Origin of the sequence: Variovorax glucosi (genome assembly GCF_051216695.1) — a bacterium.
Taxonomy (GTDB): domain Bacteria; phylum Pseudomonadota; class Gammaproteobacteria; order Burkholderiales; family Burkholderiaceae_C; genus Variovorax.
On record NZ_JBPJZE010000001.1, the window covers coordinates 37,940 to 54,858 of the forward strand.

The 16,919-nt window shown below is 62.9% G+C and carries 16 protein-coding genes, 2 tRNA genes and 1 pseudogene; 14 read left to right on the forward strand and 5 right to left on the reverse strand.

The genetic code is table 11. From position 1 onward, the window contains the following. The first annotated feature begins 63 nt into the window (after window positions 1-63). Genes ACSFA3_RS00205 through ACSFA3_RS00225 form a run of 5 tightly spaced genes read left to right on the forward strand, consistent with a single transcriptional unit; the run spans window position 64 to window position 4,856 of the window. Window positions 64-1,119: an NAD-dependent epimerase/dehydratase family protein gene (locus ACSFA3_RS00205; RefSeq protein ID WP_435503400.1), complete on the forward strand. Its 1,056-nt coding sequence runs from the start codon at window positions 64-66 to the stop codon at window positions 1,117-1,119. 29 nt (window positions 1,120-1,148) lie between these two features. Continuing rightward, the gene (gene rfbF / locus ACSFA3_RS00210; protein WP_435504911.1) at window positions 1,149-1,934 is read left to right on the forward strand and encodes a glucose-1-phosphate cytidylyltransferase; all 786 of its coding nucleotides are present in this window, start codon (window positions 1,149-1,151) and stop codon (window positions 1,932-1,934) included. Window positions 1,935-1,970: 36 nt separating this feature from the next. Beyond that, entirely contained in the window at window positions 1,971-3,305 is a 1,335-nt protein-coding gene (locus ACSFA3_RS00215; protein WP_435503401.1) for an NAD(P)H-dependent oxidoreductase, read from the forward strand. Window positions 3,306-3,315: 10 nt separating this feature from the next. Next, a complete protein-coding gene (gene rfbC, locus ACSFA3_RS00220; RefSeq protein WP_435503402.1) occupies window positions 3,316-3,864 on the forward strand; it encodes a dTDP-4-dehydrorhamnose 3,5-epimerase in 549 nt (182 codons plus the stop codon). 44 nt (window positions 3,865-3,908) lie between these two features. Next, complete coding sequence (locus ACSFA3_RS00225; RefSeq protein ID WP_435503403.1) at window positions 3,909-4,856, forward strand: hypothetical protein; 948 nt, start codon at window positions 3,909-3,911, stop codon at window positions 4,854-4,856. A gap of 5 nt (window positions 4,857-4,861) precedes the next feature. Here ACSFA3_RS00225 and ACSFA3_RS00230 read toward each other — a convergent pair. From ACSFA3_RS00230 to ACSFA3_RS00245, 4 genes are all read right to left on the reverse strand, one after another. Further along, window positions 4,862-4,938, reverse strand: a tRNA-Arg gene (locus ACSFA3_RS00230). A 111-nt stretch (window positions 4,939-5,049) separates the two neighbouring features. Next, the gene (locus ACSFA3_RS00235) at window positions 5,050-5,475 is read right to left on the reverse strand and encodes a BLUF domain-containing protein (RefSeq protein WP_435503404.1); all 426 of its coding nucleotides are present in this window, start codon (window positions 5,473-5,475) and stop codon (window positions 5,050-5,052) included. A 170-nt stretch (window positions 5,476-5,645) separates the two neighbouring features. After that, window positions 5,646-5,722, reverse strand: a tRNA-Pro gene (locus ACSFA3_RS00240). Window positions 5,723-5,794: 72 nt separating this feature from the next. After that, window positions 5,795-6,499 carry a glutathione binding-like protein gene (locus ACSFA3_RS00245; protein ID WP_435503405.1) on the reverse strand — a complete coding sequence of 235 codons (705 nt, stop codon included), beginning with the start codon at window positions 6,497-6,499 and terminating at the stop codon, window positions 5,795-5,797. Between the two features lie 128 nt (window positions 6,500-6,627). On the opposite strand from ACSFA3_RS00245, the gene ACSFA3_RS00250 reads away from it, so the two are divergent. From ACSFA3_RS00250 to ACSFA3_RS00270, 5 genes and pseudogenes are all read left to right on the forward strand, one after another. Next, entirely contained in the window at window positions 6,628-7,503 is an 876-nt protein-coding gene (locus ACSFA3_RS00250) for a GNAT family N-acetyltransferase (protein ID WP_435503406.1), read from the forward strand. Between the two features lie 176 nt (window positions 7,504-7,679). Next, window positions 7,680-9,938, forward strand: coding sequence for a polyphosphate kinase 1 (gene ppk1 / locus ACSFA3_RS00255; RefSeq protein ID WP_435504912.1), 2,259 nt, complete (start codon window positions 7,680-7,682; stop codon window positions 9,936-9,938). Next, window positions 9,938-10,399 carry a SixA phosphatase family protein gene (locus tag ACSFA3_RS00260; RefSeq protein ID WP_435503407.1) on the forward strand — a complete coding sequence of 154 codons (462 nt, stop codon included), beginning with the start codon at window positions 9,938-9,940 and terminating at the stop codon, window positions 10,397-10,399. The genes ppk1 and ACSFA3_RS00260 overlap by 1 nt, the downstream gene beginning before the upstream one ends. Before the next feature lie 45 nt (window positions 10,400-10,444). Next, a pseudogene (locus ACSFA3_RS00265) lies at window positions 10,445-10,720 on the forward strand (glycosyltransferase family 2 protein); the annotation flags it as partial. A 66-nt stretch (window positions 10,721-10,786) separates the two neighbouring features. Then, complete coding sequence (locus ACSFA3_RS00270; RefSeq protein WP_435504997.1) at window positions 10,787-11,413, forward strand: glycosyltransferase family protein; 627 nt, start codon at window positions 10,787-10,789, stop codon at window positions 11,411-11,413. On the opposite strand, the gene ACSFA3_RS00275 is transcribed toward ACSFA3_RS00270, so the two are convergent. After that, window positions 11,400-12,917 (reverse strand): Ppx/GppA phosphatase family protein, encoded by a 1,518-nt coding sequence (locus ACSFA3_RS00275; RefSeq protein ID WP_435503408.1) that lies wholly within the window; start codon window positions 12,915-12,917, stop codon window positions 11,400-11,402. The genes ACSFA3_RS00270 and ACSFA3_RS00275 overlap by 14 nt on opposite strands. Before the next feature lie 130 nt (window positions 12,918-13,047). Here ACSFA3_RS00275 and pstS point away from each other — a divergent pair, with 130 nt between their 5' ends. From pstS to pstB, 4 genes are read left to right on the forward strand one after another with little or no spacing between them, the layout of a single operon-like run. Next, window positions 13,048-14,085 carry a phosphate ABC transporter substrate-binding protein PstS gene (gene pstS / locus ACSFA3_RS00280; RefSeq protein WP_435503409.1) on the forward strand — a complete coding sequence of 346 codons (1,038 nt, stop codon included), beginning with the start codon at window positions 13,048-13,050 and terminating at the stop codon, window positions 14,083-14,085. A 27-nt stretch (window positions 14,086-14,112) separates the two neighbouring features. Further along, on the forward strand, window positions 14,113-15,210 hold the full coding sequence (gene pstC / locus ACSFA3_RS00285) for a phosphate ABC transporter permease subunit PstC (protein WP_435503410.1): 1,098 nt from the start codon (window positions 14,113-14,115) through the stop codon (window positions 15,208-15,210). Further along, the gene (gene pstA / locus ACSFA3_RS00290; protein ID WP_435503411.1) at window positions 15,207-16,091 is read left to right on the forward strand and encodes a phosphate ABC transporter permease PstA; all 885 of its coding nucleotides are present in this window, start codon (window positions 15,207-15,209) and stop codon (window positions 16,089-16,091) included. Before pstC ends, pstA begins: the two co-directional genes overlap by 4 nt. Before the next feature lie 27 nt (window positions 16,092-16,118). After that, entirely contained in the window at window positions 16,119-16,901 is a 783-nt protein-coding gene (gene pstB, locus ACSFA3_RS00295) for a phosphate ABC transporter ATP-binding protein PstB (RefSeq protein WP_435503412.1), read from the forward strand. The last annotated feature ends 18 nt before the right edge of the window (window positions 16,902-16,919 follow it).

Sequence of the window (16,919 nt, forward strand, 5' to 3'; positions counted from 1 at the left end):
ATTGTGCGTAAATGAACACTTACGTGCTCATGATGAGCCGTTCATCTGTTACAAAAGTTACGTATGAAGATTCTGCTTACCGGGAACATGGGATACGTCGGTTCTGTGGTTTCGAAGTACCTTCGCGCAGCGCATCCCGACGCGGTCCTCAATGGCTACGACAACGCGTACTTCGCGCACGGCCTCACCGGGACCGAAGTCTTGCCCGAGCGAAGTCTCGATGCGCAGTTCTACGGCGATGTGCGCACGCTCGCGGCAGACACCTTGGCCGGCTACGACGCCGTCGTGCAGCTGGCCGCGATTTCCAACGATCCGATGGGCAACCGCTTCGAGCAGCCCACGATGGACATCAATCAGGGCTCGAGCGTCGACATCGCGAGGGCCGCGACTGCAGCCGGCGTCAAGAACTACGTCTTCGCTTCCAGCTGCAGCGTCTACGGCATCGCCCTCGGCAACCCGCGCAGGGAGTCGGATGCGCTGAACCCGATCACCGCGTACGCAAAGTCGAAGATCGGCGCGGAGCGCGAGCTGTCGGAGCTGGAAACCGGTATGACGATCACCTGCCTCCGCTTCGCCACAGCCTGCGGCATGTCCGACCGGCTGCGGCTCGACCTCGTGCTGAACGATTTTGTCGCCTGTGCGTTGAGTCAGGGCGAGATCACCGTGCTGTCGGACGGCTCGCCGTGGCGGCCGCTCATCGACGTCGCAGACATGGCGCGTGCCATCGACTGGGCCATCACGCGGACGAACGACAACGGCGGCCGGTATCTGGCCGTCAATGCAGGCTCGGACGATCGCAATTACCAGGTGCGCGATCTCGCGAAAGCCGTCGCCGATGCGGTGCCGGGCACCCAGGTGTCCATCAATCTCTCCGCGCCTGCCGACAGCCGCTCGTACCAGGTCGACTTCGCGCTCTACAGATCGCTCGCACCCGACCATCAGCCGCAGGTCGACCTGGGGCAATCCATACAGAACCTGCTGGCCGGCTTGCGGCGCATGAAGTTCAACGACGCCGGATTCCGTTCGTCTCCGCTGATTCGCCTGAACGTCCTGCAGGGCCATGTCGACGAGAAACGCCTCGACATGTCTTTCAGGTGGCGGTCGCCCGACTCTTCCTGAGCCAAACCCTGCAAGCGAGGAATCGAACGATGGTCAAAGTTGTGTTGCTCGCCGGCGGATACGGCACACGCCTGAGCGAGGAGACCACCGTGCGTCCGAAGCCGCTCGTCGAGGTCGGCGGCAAGCCGATCATGTGGCACATCATGAAGCTGTATTCGCACTATGGGCTGAACGATTTCGTGGTTCTGGGCGGATACAAGGTCGAGATGATCCGGGAATACTTTCTGCGCCATCAGTCGCGGGACACGGATTTCACGATCGACCTCGGCACCGGAAAAGTCGACTGGCTCGAAACCCGAAGCGAGAACTGGCGCGTGACCGTGCTCGACACGGGCCTCGAGACAATGACGGCCGGACGTATCAGGCGTGCAAGAAAACATCTGGAAGGCGAGCGCTTCTGCCTGACCTACGGCGACGGCGTTTCCGACGTGAACATGGATCAGCTGATGGATTTCCATGAAAAGTCGGGTGCCCATTGCACATTGACGGCAGTGACTCAGCCCGGCCGTTATGGCTCGCTTCATCTTTCCGAAGACGGCGCACACGTCAGGGGTTTCCGGGAGAAAGGCGCCACGGATGGTGGCTTGATCAACGGCGGCTTCTTCGTCTGCGAGCCCGAGATATTCGATGTGATCGACGGGGATCATCAGATGTGGGAAGAAGAGCCGATGGCGCGCCTGGTCGAACGAGGAAAGCTGGCGAGCTACCACCACCAGGGCTACTGGCAGAGCATGGACTCGTTGCGCGACAAGCTGGTGCTCGAGAACCTCTGGAGCAGGGGCGCTTCGGCTCCCTGGAAGGTCTGGCGTGATTGAGAAAGCCGATGCGCCGGAACTCGGGAGCTTTCTTCGATGATCATCATCGACACCGCATTGAAGAAGCGCGCCGCTGCTGGCAATCCGATCAAGGTCGGTCTGGTCGGAGCGGGTTTTCAGGGGCGCGGAATTGCGCTGCAGATCATTGCATCGACGCCCGGCATGCGGCTCTGCGCAATCGCCAACCGGCGCATCGATCCGGCCATCCGGGCATTTTCGGAAGCCGGTGTCGAACCGGTTCGCTGCGACACCCAGGCTGAGCTGGAAGCGGCCATTGCCGCCGGAAAACCAGCAGTGACCGAAGACGCGGTCGCACTTGCGCGCGCGGCAGGACTGGACGCCATCATCGAAGTCACGGGCTCCCTGGACCATGCCGCCACCGTGGTGCTCGCGGCGATCGAGTCCGGAAAGCATGTCGTGCAGATGAATGCAGAACTGGATGGAACCGTCGGTCCGATCCTCAAACGGAAGGCGGATGCGCGCGGCGTGGTCTATACCTTCTCCGACGGCGACCAGCCGGGCGTTCAGATGAACCTGTTCCGCTTTGTTGCAGGACTGGGTTGCAGGCCGGTGCTGTGCGGGAATATCAAGGGTCTGCACGACCCTTATCGAAATCCCACCACGCAACGCGCATTCGCCGAGAAGTGGGGTCAGAAACCGGCCATGGTGGCGTCTTTTGCCGACGGCACGAAGATTTCCTTCGAGCAAGCGATCGTCGCCAACGGCACGGCAATGAAAGTCGCACGCCGCGGCATGCTGGGTCCCGACTTTTCGGGCGGCAATCCTGGCGCGCCGCTGGTTCCGCTGGAAGAAACGGTCAGTGCGTTTGCAGCACATCTGGATGGCGGCGGGCCGGGCATCGTCGATTACGTCGTGGGCGCACGTCCCGGACCCGGCGTCTTCGTGCTGGCGACCCATGACGACGCGCGTCAGGCGCACTACCTGAATCTCTACAAGCTGGGCGCCGGCCCCTATTACTGTTTTTCCACGCCGTATCACCTCTGCCATTTCGAGGTGCCGACCTCGGTTGCGCGGGCGGTGCTGTTCGCAGATGCGGTCCTGAGTCCGCTCGCCGGCCCCGAAGTCGGCGTGATTGCAATAGCCAAGAAAGATCTGGTTGCCGGTGAACTGATCGATGAATTGGGTGGATACGAGGTCTATGGCGTCGCCGACAACATCGAAGCGATACGCGCGGAACGATTGCTGCCGATCGGATTGGCAGTAGGTTGCAGAGTCGTGCGCGCGGTTGCCAAAGACACACCTCTCACCCGCGACGACGTCGAAATTCCGGTGGGACGCACCATCGACGCGCTCTATGCCGAGCAGGAAGCGGCATTTGCTCCCTGCCTGATTTCTCCATCGTCGAACTGATGCACATCTCATGATCTTCATACCCACAATGCTCAAGGATGCCCGGGTCATCGACCTGGAAAAGCGCGGGGACGAACGCGGCTTTTTTGCCCGGACGATGTGCAAGTCGGAATTCGAAGCACATGGATTGCTTTCGACCTTCGTCCAGCAGAACACATCGGTCTCGGCCGACAGGGGCACCGTTCGCGGCATGCATTTCCAGCGTGGCGATGCGGTCGAAGCCAAGCTGGTGCGCTGCGTGAAAGGTGCCATCGCGGACATCATCGTGGACTTGCGCTCCGGCTCGGAAAGCTTCATGAAGCACCAGGCGTTCGAATTGACGGCAACCAATTACCGGCAGCTTTACGTACCGCCGGGATTCGCTCATTCATTTCAGAGCCTGACGGACGATGTCGAGGTGAGCTATCTGGTGTCGGCGCAGTACACACCTGCAGCGGAGTTCGGACTGCGCTATTCGGATCCTCGCCTCGGCATTGCATGGCCGCTGCCGGTCAGCAACATTTCCGCCAAGGACGATGCCTGGCCTTTGCTGGATACGGACACCCCGACTTTCTTCTAAATCGATTGCTTCACCCGAAGCGTGCACCGCAAGGAATCAATGTCATGACGGACTCTTCCAGACGCTTCCTGGTCATCGGTCGTGTAGGCGGCAAATCGCTTCACCAGACCTGGACCGAAGACACCTCGTGCATCAGGACCTGGGATCTGCAGCTCAATGCTTATGGCGACGCGGCCGTCGACATGCCCGATGCCGATTTGCCGACCGTGATCGACCAGGGCACCAAGTGGGACAGCCTGGCGCGCCAGTTTCGCGCCGATCCCGGATTGCTGGACCGTTACGATTACGTGATGCTGCCGGATGACGATCTGCTCATGACGGCCAGCGGGATCAACCGGATCTTCGAGATCGCCGTTGCACACGATCTCACCATCACGCAGCCTGCGATGTCGATGGACAGCTTCGTTTCCTATCCGGTTCTGATGCAATGCCCCGGATTCAAGTTGCGATATACGAACCACCTCGAATGCATGTCGCCGTGCATCAAGACGTCGTACATGAAGACATTGCTACCCATCATCGAAAAGTATGTCTGCGGCTGGGGCGCCGACCATATCTGGGCCATGCTGATGCAGGACCCGCCGTTCAAGGCAGCGGTGATCGACGAAGTCACGATGACTCACACACGTGCGTTCTACACGGGGACGCTTTACGACAGTTTCGCGAAGCAGGGCGTCAATCCCTTCGACGAGGTCAAGGTCGTCACCGAACTCTTCGACAATTTTCCGAAGCGCACCGTCGTGTACGGCGGCATCCTGCAAGACGGCCGGATGGCGAGCAATACCCAGGTGCAATTGCGCAACGGTGCGCATCTGGTTCTGAGTGCATTGAAGACTCGCACGCCCTACAAGATCTTCCGGAAGGGCGTCGGCATGCTGTTGCAGGTTTTCACGCAATCGTCGTACCGGCCGGTTCAATTGCGGTTGAAGAAGACTGCAACCGATTCCGGGGTCGCACCGGCTGAAACCAAGATCGCGGATCTGCTGGCGTGAGCCTCTGGCCTGTCCGGAGGGGATCGAACCCCCGACAACCTGCTTAGAAGGCAGGTGCTCTATCCAACTGAGCTACGGACAGCAAGCTCACGAACCGCGATGGAAGGCGAGCGGCGGAGTATATCTTCCGGTTCCGTTTCTCCAGCGCCATCTTCGACCGAAGCGCCTCGGCAGGCTCCCGAGCAAGCGGCCATCACGCCGTGATCACGCCAGTCTTCCAATGCGGCGTCGCGACCCAGGCGCGGAAGAGCGGAGCTGCGGTTGTCGGATCGGTTCCGTACAGATCGACGCGTTGACCCGGCGAAAAGCTCTTGAAGATGGCTCTGGTTTCGTCGTTCCAGTCCAGCACCGCCATGGACCAGTCGGTGAACATCCGTCTCTGTACGGCACGTCGCTCCAGGATCTTCACGCCGTCGTGGCGACTGTCCCGGGAAATCATCGCGAATACCTGATCGACCGCTTCCTGCTCGCCCTCGAGATATTGCAGATAGGTTCCTTCGACGCAAACCAGTCCGCCGGTGATTTCATGCGCCTTGTTCCATGCGATCGACGCAGCCAGGATCTCGTGCAGCGGCGAGGCACCGGCGGCACGGCTTGTGTAGATCAGGCGGTTGAGCATGGGAGAAATACGGTTTTGAGTTGGATCGACAACTTTCGCCGAGGAATGAAATTCACTCTACAGCGAGGTTTCATCCCTGCCTGCAAAGAGGAAATAGCGAGCGGCGCGTCGTGTTGCACAAAGCAAAATGCCCGCAAGAACCAGAGTCCCTGCGGGCATTCACTTTTTTATGGTCGGGGCGAAAGGATTCGAACCTTCGACCCTCTGGTCCCAAACCAGATGCGCTACCAGGCTGCGCTACACCCCGACGAGCCTCAGATTCTAGCCTGCGAATTGCCCTGTTTCCCCGGACCGGCCGCAGAAAGTTTCAAAAACAGCGTCAGCGCTTGGCGTACTGCTGCTTTCCGAACAGGATTTCGCGCTCCGCGTCCCCGGTCAGCGGCTTGCGCCGGTCGGCCAGGACAGCCACGCCGCGCTTCACTGCCGGACGTGCGGCGATGCCATCGAACCATGCCTTCAGGTGCGGATAGTCCCCGAGCGTCACGCCCTGGTTCTCCCAGCTGCGCAACCACGGAAAAATCGCGATGTCGGCAATCGAATAGGTTTTCCCGGCGATGAACCTGTTGCTCGACAGCTGCTTCTCGATCACGCCGTAGATGCGTTTCGCTTCGTTGGTGTAGCGCTCGACGGCGTAGGGCAGCTTCTCGGGCGCATACAGGCGAAAGTGATGCGCCTGGCCGAGCATCGGGCCGACGCCGCCCATCTGGAACATCAGCCACTGCAGCACATCGAACTTCGCGCGGTCGCCGTTCGGCATGAACTTGCCGGTCTTGCCGGCGAGATAGACCAGAATCGCGCCCGATTCGAACAGCGAGATCGGCTTGCCGCCCGGTCCGTTCGGGTCGGTGATGGCCGGAATCTTGTTGTTCGGGCTGATCTTCAGGAAGTCGGCCCCGAATTGTTCGCCCTTGCCGATGTCGACGGCATGTGCAACGTAGGGCAGGCGACATTCCTCCAACATGATGTGGACCTTGTGGCCGTTCGGTGTCGGCCAGGTGTAGACGTCGATGGGGGCCTGATTCATTTGCTTGGGTCCTGCTTGCTCGGTGAAGCTGGCAGCATAAACCCCGTCGTCATGCGATTGCCATCTGGACGACACGGCGCTTTCATCGGCTCGCCTGAGACTTCCGCAAACTCAAAGGCGAAGCTCCCATGCAAGAACTGCCCAATCCGATGTTTCCCATCTCGCAGCTCGGACGCCCGTCGTTCTGGCGCGCACCGCCTTCTGCGCGGATTTCGGTGCCCGAGCCGATCCGTACGCCGGTCTTCGAGCCCGCAACGCAGCCGGAGGCAGCCAAGGCGCCCGGGCTGACGGTGAGCTGGGCACGCCACCTCGACGATGTGCGTGCCGCGCAGCGTCTGCGCTTCGAGGTCTTTGCCGGCGAAATGGGCGCGCGCCTGTCGACATCGATCGACGGTCACGACATCGACCTGTTCGACGATTTCTGCGAACATCTGCTGGTGCGCGACGACGTCACGCAGCAGGTCATCGGCACCTACCGCGTGCTGACGCCGGCCCAGGCACGGCGCATCGGCAGCACCTACAGCGACACCGAATTCGACCTGACCCGGCTGCGCGACCTGCGCGAACGCATGGTCGAGCTCGGCCGCAGCTGCGTGCATCGCGACCACCGGCAGGGCGGCGTGATCCTGGCGCTGTGGGGTGCGCTGGCCGGCTTCATGCACCGGAACAAGCTCGACACGATGATCGGCTGCGCAAGCATTCCGATGTCGCACGACGGAGTCAACAGCGGCAATGCGGCGGCCAGCATCTGGCGGCAGCTCTCGTCCACGCACATGGCGCCGATCCAGTACCAGGTGCAGCCGCGGTTGCCGCTGCCTGTCGAACGGCTCGACGGCGGGCTCGATGTGGAACCGCCGGCGTTGATCCGCGGCTATCTGCGACTCGGTGCGAAGGTGCTCGGCGCACCGGCCTGGGACCCGGATTTCAATACCGCCGACCTTCCCATGCTCATGCGCATCGCCGATCTGCCGTCGCGCTACCGCAAGCATTTCCTGGGGCTATGAGGGCGGGCGCCCGTGACGTTGTCCATGACAGCTGTCATGTGACAACGTCACGGGACTGTCATGAAGGTCATCGACACTTCGATGTTTCCGCTGACAACGCCCCTGTAGAACGGGCGCAAGAATAATCGACCATGCTTCCCTCAACGATTTCCACTCCGGCGAGCGTTCCGGCTGAAATGTCGACCGGCGCCGAGCCGGCTGCGCCATCCGCAGCGGCTTCGACCGCAGCCACCTCGTCGACACTTCCGGCTTCGTCGGTTGCCGCGGCCGCTGCGGCCGCTGCTACGGCATCGACGGTCAAGCCCGTCGCGACACCTACCAAGCTGACTTTGCTCGACCGCGATCACAGCATCCTGGCCTTCAACGAGCGCGTGCTCGACTGGGCCAAGCGCGCGGATGTCCCGCTGATCGAGCGACTGCGTTACCTGTGCATCGTGTCTTCCAACCTCGACGAGTTCTTCGAGGTGCGTGCCGCGCCGCACCTGATCGCCGCGGACGCGGGCGAGGCCAGCGGCAACGAAACTGTCGCATCCTTCCAGCGGCTGGCCGAGAGCGCGCATGCGCTCGTCGACGAGCAGTACGCGCTCTACAACGACGCGCTGATGCCGGCTTTCGCGGAGCACGGCATCCACATCATTTCGCATGGCGAACGCAATCCGGCACAACGCAAGTGGGTGCAGGAGTACTTCGAGCGTGAAGTGCGTCCGCTGCTGATTCCGGTCGGGCTCGATCCGTCGCATCCGTTCCCGCAGGTGGCCAACAAGTCGTTGAACTTCATCGTCCGGCTGGGCGGCAAGGATGCGTTCGGGCGCGAGAACCCGATCGCGATCCTGAAGGTGCCGCGTGTGCTGCCTCGGCTGATCCGCATGCCGGCGAAAGTGTCGGGCGGCAAGATCCTGTTCGTCGCGCTGTCGAGCATCGTGCGCGCGCATCTGCAGAGCATGTTCTCCGGACGCGAGGTCGGCGATTTTTCGCAGTTCCGCGTGACGCGGCATTCCGATCTCGCGGTCGACGAAGAAGACGTCAAGAATCTGCGTACCGCTTTGCGCCAGGGGCTGCAGCACCGGCATTTCGGTCAGGCGGTGCGGCTGGAGGTTTCCGCAAGCTGCGCGGAGTCGCTGGCCAGCTTTCTGCTCGCGCAGTTCAACCTGCCGCAGGAAGCGTTGTACCGCGTGCATGGGCCGGTGAATCTGGCGCGCCTGACGCAGCTGATCGACCTGATCGACGATCCGCGCTTCAAGGAACTGCGCTTCGAGCCATACAAGGCGTCCTATCCGATCACGCTTTCGCCCGGACAGGCCTTCTTCGACCGCCTGCAGCGCGGCGACGTGTTGATCCATCAGCCGTTCGAGAGTTTCGACGGCGTGCTCGCATTCCTGCGCGAGGCCGTGCTGGACCCGCAGGTGCTTGCGATCAAGCAGACCATCTACCGCACCGGCACCGATTCGGCGCTGATGGACCTGCTGCGCGAAGCGGTGCGGCGCGGCAAGGAAGTGACGGTGGTGGTCGAGCTGAAGGCGCGTTTCGACGAAGAGGCGAACATCAACTGGGCGGAGATGCTGGAATCGATCGGCGCGCAAGTGGTCTATGGCGTCGTCGGGCTCAAGACGCATGCAAAGATGCTGCTGGTCACGCGCCGCGAAGGCAAGCAGATGCGGCGCTACGGCCATCTTTCGACCGGCAACTACAACCCGCGCACCGCAGCGCTTTACACCGACATCAGCCACCTGACGGCCGATCCGCTGCTCACGGCCGACATGGAAGCCGTCTTCGTGCATCTCGCGAGTCAGAGCCGTCTTCCGAAACTCAACCGCATGTGGCTGGCGCCGTTCGATCTGCACCGCAATCTGGTGCTGCAGATCGATGCGCTCGGCATGGCTGCCGAGAACGGCGAGCCGACCCGCATCGTCGCCAAGATGAACGCGCTGACCGACGATCTGCTGGTTGCGGCGCTGATCAGGGCAGGCAAGAAGGGCGTGAAGATCGACCTGATCGTGCGCGGAGCCTGCACCTTGCCGGCGCAGGTGCCGGGGCTGACGGACAACATCCGCGTGCGCTCGGTGATCGGGCGTTTTCTGGAGCATTCGCGCGTCTTCTATTTCCGCAACGGCCAGGACGAGTCGCTGTATCTGTCGAGCGCGGACTGGATGAACCGCAACATGATGCGTCGCGTCGAACTCGCATGGCCGGTGACCGATCCGGGCTTGCGCCAGCGGCTGATCGACGAATGCCTCGTCGCTTATCTGCACGACGGCCGCGATGCGTGGGACCTGGGCGCCGATGGAATCTATCGCCGCGTCAATGCCGACACGCACGCGGGCGAGGAGGGCGCGTCCCGCAGCATCGAGGCCCATGGCGCTCAGCGCGCGCTGATGGACCGCTACGCCTCGCGCGGTCGACACCGCGCCACCGAAATCAACGGAGGAACCGAGTAATGGACCTGATCTTCTGGCGCCATGCCGAAGCCGACGACTGGACCGAAGGTTGCGACGACATGGCTCGGCCGCTGACTTCGCGCGGCGAAAAACAGGCCAAGCGCATGGCCGGCTGGCTCGACCGCCAGCTGCCCGAGGGCACGCGTGTCGTCACCAGCCCCGCACGGCGCTGCGAGCAGACCGCCATCGCGCTCGGTCGCAAGTACAAGGTGCGCCCCGAACTCGCACCGGACGCGACAGCCGACACCGTGCTGGAGGCCGCCGGCTGGCCGAACGGCAAATCGGTCGTGCTGGTCGTGGGACACCAACCTGCGATCGGACAGGCGATTTCGCGGCTTCTCGGACTGCAGCAGGATAGTTGCCCTGTGCGAAAAGGCGCAGTCTGGTGGATCCGAACCCGCGAACGCGATGGTGACGTTCAGACAATTGTTGTTACAGTTCAGGCGCCGGAATTGCTTTAATCACGGGCGATTCGGTCATCTGGCGGCCATGCCGCAGGATTTTCGATGAACACGCCCAAAGTATCCATAATCGTCACCGTTTTTCGTCGGACCGAGTTCTTGCAGCAGGCGCTGCAATCGGCGCTGAATCAGACATTTCAGGATTACGAGATCGTCGTTACCGATGATTCGGACAGTGCTGCTATCCGGCAGATAGCGGATTCGCTCGGATCCGACCGTATCCGTTACCGCGCCAACCCGATAACGCTCGGCGTTGCGCTCAATCTGCGAGCCGCGGTCGCCGAAGCGCGAGGCAGATACATTGCCGTGCTGAACGACGACGATAGCTGGGAGCCTGGCTTTCTCGAGAAACTCGTTGCGCCGCTCGATGCAGACACCCAGCGCGTATTGGCGTTCAGCGACCACTGGCTCGTGAACGGTGCCGGCGAGATCCAGTTCCCGGAGACCGACGCCAATTCGCGCACATACGGCCGTGCCGCGTTGCGGCCGGGCGACGTGGCCGATCTGACCGAGCTGGTCCTGGGTCGCAACGGCGTTCCGCTGGCGATGGCTGCGGTCTTTCGTGCCGATGCCATCGACTGGGAGCGGGTGGTCCGGGAAGTGAGCGGCGCGTACGACTACTGGATTTCGCTCCTGCTCGCTGCGTCGGGTGGTAAGGCCTGGTACGAAGCGCAGCGATTGACGCGATATCGCGTCCACGCCGCGATGGAAACCACGCGCCGTGCGCCTGACAAGCATGAGCACCTGGTCTACATCTACCGCACCTTGCTGGAAACCGGCATCTTTCCGCGCCACGGCGCTCTGCTGCGGCAGCGCCTGGCTGGCGCGCTCTACGCCGTCGGCAAGGACAACCTGCTGTTCGACCACGCGCGCGCCGCGCGCAGCTACCTGAGGCGGTCGCTCGGCGTTGCCTTCAAGCCGCGCACCCTGGCATTCCTGTTTCTCAGCTGCTGTCCGACGGTGCTACGTTCCCGGGCCGTCGCGCGTCTGCAGACAGGCGTCAGCAGCCATTGAGCGAGACGCGCCAGCCGGTCTTCTGCCAGGCCAGGGCTTCTTCGCGAAGCAGGTGCGCAGACTGCGGGAAAGCCTCCACCCATTCGGAGCGGCAATCGAACGTGAAGGCACGCGCCTCCGACTTGGCGATGCGCAGCGCGCGCACATCCGGATCGCGCCGGGCATGGCACAGGATTACTGCCAGCCGCAAAGCCAGCAACTGAGCGACGAAAATCTCGTCGTCCAGGGCGGTTTCCAGCTTCTTCAGTTTCCCGCGATGTCCCAGCACGAGCTGGCTCAGCTGGTGAAGCTCGTTGGTCGCAAAACCGGGTGCATCGGCGTTGTCCAGAATGTAGGCGCCGTGCTTGTGATAGTCGCTGTGCGATATCAACACACCGATCTCGTGCAGTTGCGCGGCCCAGCCAAGCTTGCGCAGCGCGCGCCCCGGGCGGCTCGCGGCGTCGGCGTCGCGCGCCGTCGGGTCGATCTGCATGTAGAGCGCAGCGGCTGTTTCGCCCACGCGTCGCGCCTGTGCCGCATCGGCTGCGAAACGCTTTGCCAGGGCGGCCACGGTCGCCGCGCGCAGATCGGCCACGCCCTGGTCGCGGTCGAGCAATTCGTAAAGCACGCCATGACGCAGTGCCCCCTGGGCGACCTTCATTTCCCGGATGTCGAGCAGGTCGAACACCGCACGCAAGACGCTGATGCCGCCGCCGATCACCGCCTTGCGGTCGTCGCGCATGCCCTCCATGCGCAATTTCTCGGCGCTGCCGGCCTTGAGCAGCCGGTCGAGAAGCCAGTCGAGGCCTTCGCGCGTCACCGCCCCCGGTGCTGCGCCGGCGGCCACCAGCACATCGCCGACGGCGCCGATGGTGCCGGAAGCACCGTACGCCACGTCCCATTGATCGGCGCCATAGCTGCCGAGTGCGTCGTCGAGCACCGCCTTGGCTGCGATTTCCGCCTCCCGAAACGCAGCCGGCGTGAACAAGCCTTGCGGAAAGTGCTTCATCGACCAAGCCACGCTGCCGACACGGTAAGACTCCATCACCTGCGCCTCGTAGGCGCGGCCGATGATCATTTCCGTCGAGCGGCCGCCGATGTCGATCACAAGGCGGCGTTCGCGGTCGGATGCGTCGTTGTGCGGCAGCATGTGCGCGACGCCCTGATAGATGAGCCGCGCTTCTTCGCGCCCGGGAATCACGTCGATGCCGAAACCCAGGATGGTGCGCGCGCGCAGCAGGAATTCGTCGCGATTGCGGGCTTCACGCAGCGTCTGCGTGGCGACCGCGCGCACCTGCGCGCGCTTGAAACCGGCCAGCCGTTCGCCGAAACGCGCCAGCGCATCCCAGCCGCGCTGCATCGCTTCGGCTGTCAGATTGCGGTCCTTGTCGAGTCCGTTGCCCTGCCGGACGGTTTCCTTGAGATATTCGGTACGGCGGATCTGGCCGTGGTCGACGCGACCGATTTCGAGACGGAAGCTGTTGGAGCCGAGGTCGACTGCTGCGAGAAGTGTGCCGTTTTGCATGTAGCTCCGATGGTATCCGGCGGCAGACGACGCCCTTGTGACGGTTGTGTGACGGCGTCGAAAGCGGTGTCATATCGATGTCACACAAGCTTCCTACAGTCCGGCAGCACCTCTCCACCAAGGAAGCCTCATGAAAACGACCTTCAAATTCGCAGCAGCCGGCCTTTTCGCCGCCGCTTTCGCCCAAGTCCCTGCTCTCGCTCAAGACATCACGGGCGCTGGCGCAAGCTTCCCGGCACCGCTCTATGCCAAGTGGGCATCGGATTACAACAAGGCCACCGGCGTCAAGATCAACTATCAATCCGTCGGTTCCGGTGCGGGCCTGAAGCAGATCGAAGCCAAGACGGTCGATTTCGGCGCTTCCGACGCACCTCTGAAAGACGAAGAACTGCAGGCCAAGGGCCTGATCCAGTTCCCGACCGTGGTCGGCGGCGTCGTGCCGGTCGTCAACATCCAGGGCGTCAAGCCGGGCGAACTCAAGCTCAGCGGCCAGGTGCTCGGCGACATCTATCTCGGCAAGATCACCAAGTGGAACGACCCGGCCATCAAGGCGCTCAACGGTTCGCTGGCATTGCCTGATGCCACCATCGCGCCGGTGCGCCGCGCCGACGGTTCGGGCACCAGCTTCGCCTTCACCAACTACCTGAGCCAGGTCAATCCGGAATGGAAGTCCAAGGTCGGCGAAGGCACGGCCGTGAACTGGCCGACCGGCGCGGGCGGCAAGGGCAACGAAGGCGTCGCCGCATTCGTCGGACGCCTGCCGAACTCGATCGGTTACGTCGAATACGCCTACGTCAAGCAGAACAAGATGGCCTATGCCCAGTTGCAGAACCAGGCCGGAAATTTCGTTTCCCCGGATGACGACACCTTCAAGGCCGCCACTGCAGGCGCCGACTGGGACAAGACCTTCTATCAGATCCTGAACAACAAGCCGGGCAAGGATTCGTGGCCCATCACGACCGGCACCTTCATCCTGATGCACAAGGTGCAGGACAAGCCGGCCAGCGCCACCGCCGTGCTGAAGTTCTTCGACTGGGTCTACAAGAGCGGCGACAAGACGGCTGCCGACCTCGACTACGTGCCGATGCCCGACAGCGTGAAGGCCACCATCGGCAAGGCCTGGGGCGAGATCAAGGACGCGTCGGGCAAGCCTGTCGCGTTCAAGTAAGCCAAGCAGAAACGACCGGCGCGCCGCATGTCCAGCCCCTCGCTTCCCCGTGAGCTGAACGACGCGCCGATCCCTTCCCCAGACCCCCTGGAGCGACCCGTGTCATCCACATTTCCTGTTTCTGCTGCATCGGCTGCCTCTGCCGACCGCAACCGCGCGACGGCGACTCCGCCGCCGGCAAAGCGTCCGCGCACCGGCGCCGCGACCGACCGCCTGTTCGGCATGGCCGCCAGGGGCGCTGCGCTGCTGACGTTGGCACTGCTGATCGGCATCCTGGCTTCGCTCATCGTCGGCGCCTGGCCCGCCATCGCCAAGTACGGTCTCGGCTTTCTCACCAGCAGCGTCTGGGACCCTGTGCAGGAAGAGTACGGCGGCCTGGTCATGATCTACGGCACGCTGATGACGTCGGCGATCGCGCTGCTCATCGCCGTGCCGGTCAGCTTCGGCATCGCGCTGTTCCTGACCGAAATGTCGCCGGCCTGGCTCAAGCGCCCTCTGGGCACCGCCATCGAGCTTCTGGCGGCCGTGCCTTCGATCGTCTACGGCATGTGGGGTCTGCTCGTGTTCGGGCCGATCCTCGCGACCTATGTGCAGCAACCGCTGCAACGGCTCTTCGACGGCGTGCCCTATCTCGGCGCGCTGGTATCGGGTCCGCCGGTGGGTATCGGCATCCTGTCGGCCGGCATCATCCTGGCGATCATGATCATTCCGTTCATCGCTTCGGTGATGCGCGATGTGTTCGAAGTCACGCCGCCGCTGCTCAAGGAATCGGCCTACGGACTCGGCTCGACGACCTGGGAAGTGGTTTCCAAGGTCGTGCTGCCGTACACCAAGGCCGGCGTCATCGGCGGCATCATGCTCGGCCTCGGCCGGGCGCTCGGCGAGACGATGGCCGTGACCTTCGTGATCGGCAACATGAACCAGCTGAATTCGCCGTCGGTCTTCGAGGCTGCCAACAGCATCACCTCGGCACTCGCCAACGAATTCGCCGAAGCCGGCGCAGGCCTGCACCAGGCAGCGCTGATGTATCTCGGACTCGTCCTGTTCTTCATCACCTTCGTCGTGCTGACGCTCTCCAAGGTTCTGCTCCAGCGCATGAAGAAAAGCGAAGGCACGAAATCATGACCACTGCAGAACGCCTTCTCAGCGCCCGCAAGCTCCACGAGACGCGCGCCGCGCGCTTCGCCAGCCGCAAGCGCGTCAATCAGCTCGCTCTCGCACTTTCGCTGGCCGCCATGGCCTTCGGCGTGTTCTGGCTCATGTGGATCCTCTGGGAAACGCTGCGCCAAGGCATCGGCGGCATCGCGATCGCGACCTTTACCGAAATGACGCCGCCGCCGAACGAAGTCGGCGGCATCGCCAACGCGATCTTCGGATCGTTCGTGATGGTCGGCCTGGCGACTTTCGTCGGCACGCCGATCGGCATCATGGCCGGCATCTACCTGGCCGAATACGACCCCAAGGGCTGGCTTGCCGCGGTGACGCGCTTCGTCAACGACATCCTGCTGTCGGCACCGTCGATCGTGATCGGCCTGTTCGTGTATGCGGTGGTCGTGGCGTACTTCAAGTCGTTCTCGGGCCTGGCCGGTGCGCTGTCTCTGGCGCTGATCGTGATTCCGGTCGTGATCCGCACCACCGAGAACATGCTGCAACTGGTGCCGCCGGGTCTGCGCGAGGCCGCCTACGCGCTCGGCACGCCGAAGTGGAAGGTCATCATGAGCATCACGCTGCGCGCCGCACGCGCCGGTGTCGTGACCGGCATCCTGCTGGCCGTTGCCCGCATCGCCGGCGAGACCGCGCCGCTGCTCTTCACCGCGCTGAACAACCAGTTCTGGACCGCCGACGTGAGCCAGCCGATGGCCAGCCTGCCGGTGACGATCTTCAAGTTCGCGATGAGCCCGTACGAGAACTGGCAGAAGCTGGCATGGGCCGGTGTCTTTCTCATCACCGTCGCCGTCCTGGCACTCAACATCCTGGCGCGGGTCGTGACCCGCAACAAGCACTAACACGAACCGAAAGCGGGTAAACACACCATGCCGACCACCATTGCACCGCCGCCGCTTCGCTCGAAGCTCTCGGTCAAGGACCTGAACTTCTACTACGGCAAGTTCCACGCCCTGAAAGGCATCAATCTCGAGATTCCCGAGAACAAGGTCACGGCCTTCATCGGCCCGTCGGGCTGCGGCAAATCGACCTTGCTGCGCACGTTCAACCGCATGTTCGAGCTGTATCCGGAGCAGCGCGCCGAAGGCACGATCTCGCTCGACGGCGAGAACCTGCTGACGTCCAAGCAGGACGTGGCCCTGATCCGCGCCAAGATCGGCATGGTCTTCCAGAAGCCGACGCCGTTCCCGATGTCGATCTACGACAACATCGCCTTCGGCGTGAAGCTGTTCGAGAACCTGAGCGCGAGCGACATGGACGACCGCATCGAGTGGGCGCTCAAGAAGGCCGCGCTCTGGACCGAAGTGCGCGACAAGCTGCAGCAGAGCGGCTCCGGTCTCTCCGGCGGTCAGCAGCAGCGCCTGTGCATCGCGCGCGGCATCGCGATCAAGCCCGAAGTGCTGCTGCTCGACGAGCCGTGCTCCGCGCTGGACCCGATCTCGACGGCCAAGATCGAGGAACTGATCGCCGAGCTGAAGAGCGAATACACGGTCGTCATCGTGACGCACAACATGCAGCAGGCCGCCCGCTGCAGCGACTTCACGGCTTATATGTATCTCGGCGACCTGATCGAATTCGGCGCGACGGAGCAGATGTTCTTCAAGCCGCAGCGCAAGGAAACCGAAGACTACATAACGGGCCGTTTCGGCTAGAAATATGGCTCGCCCCCA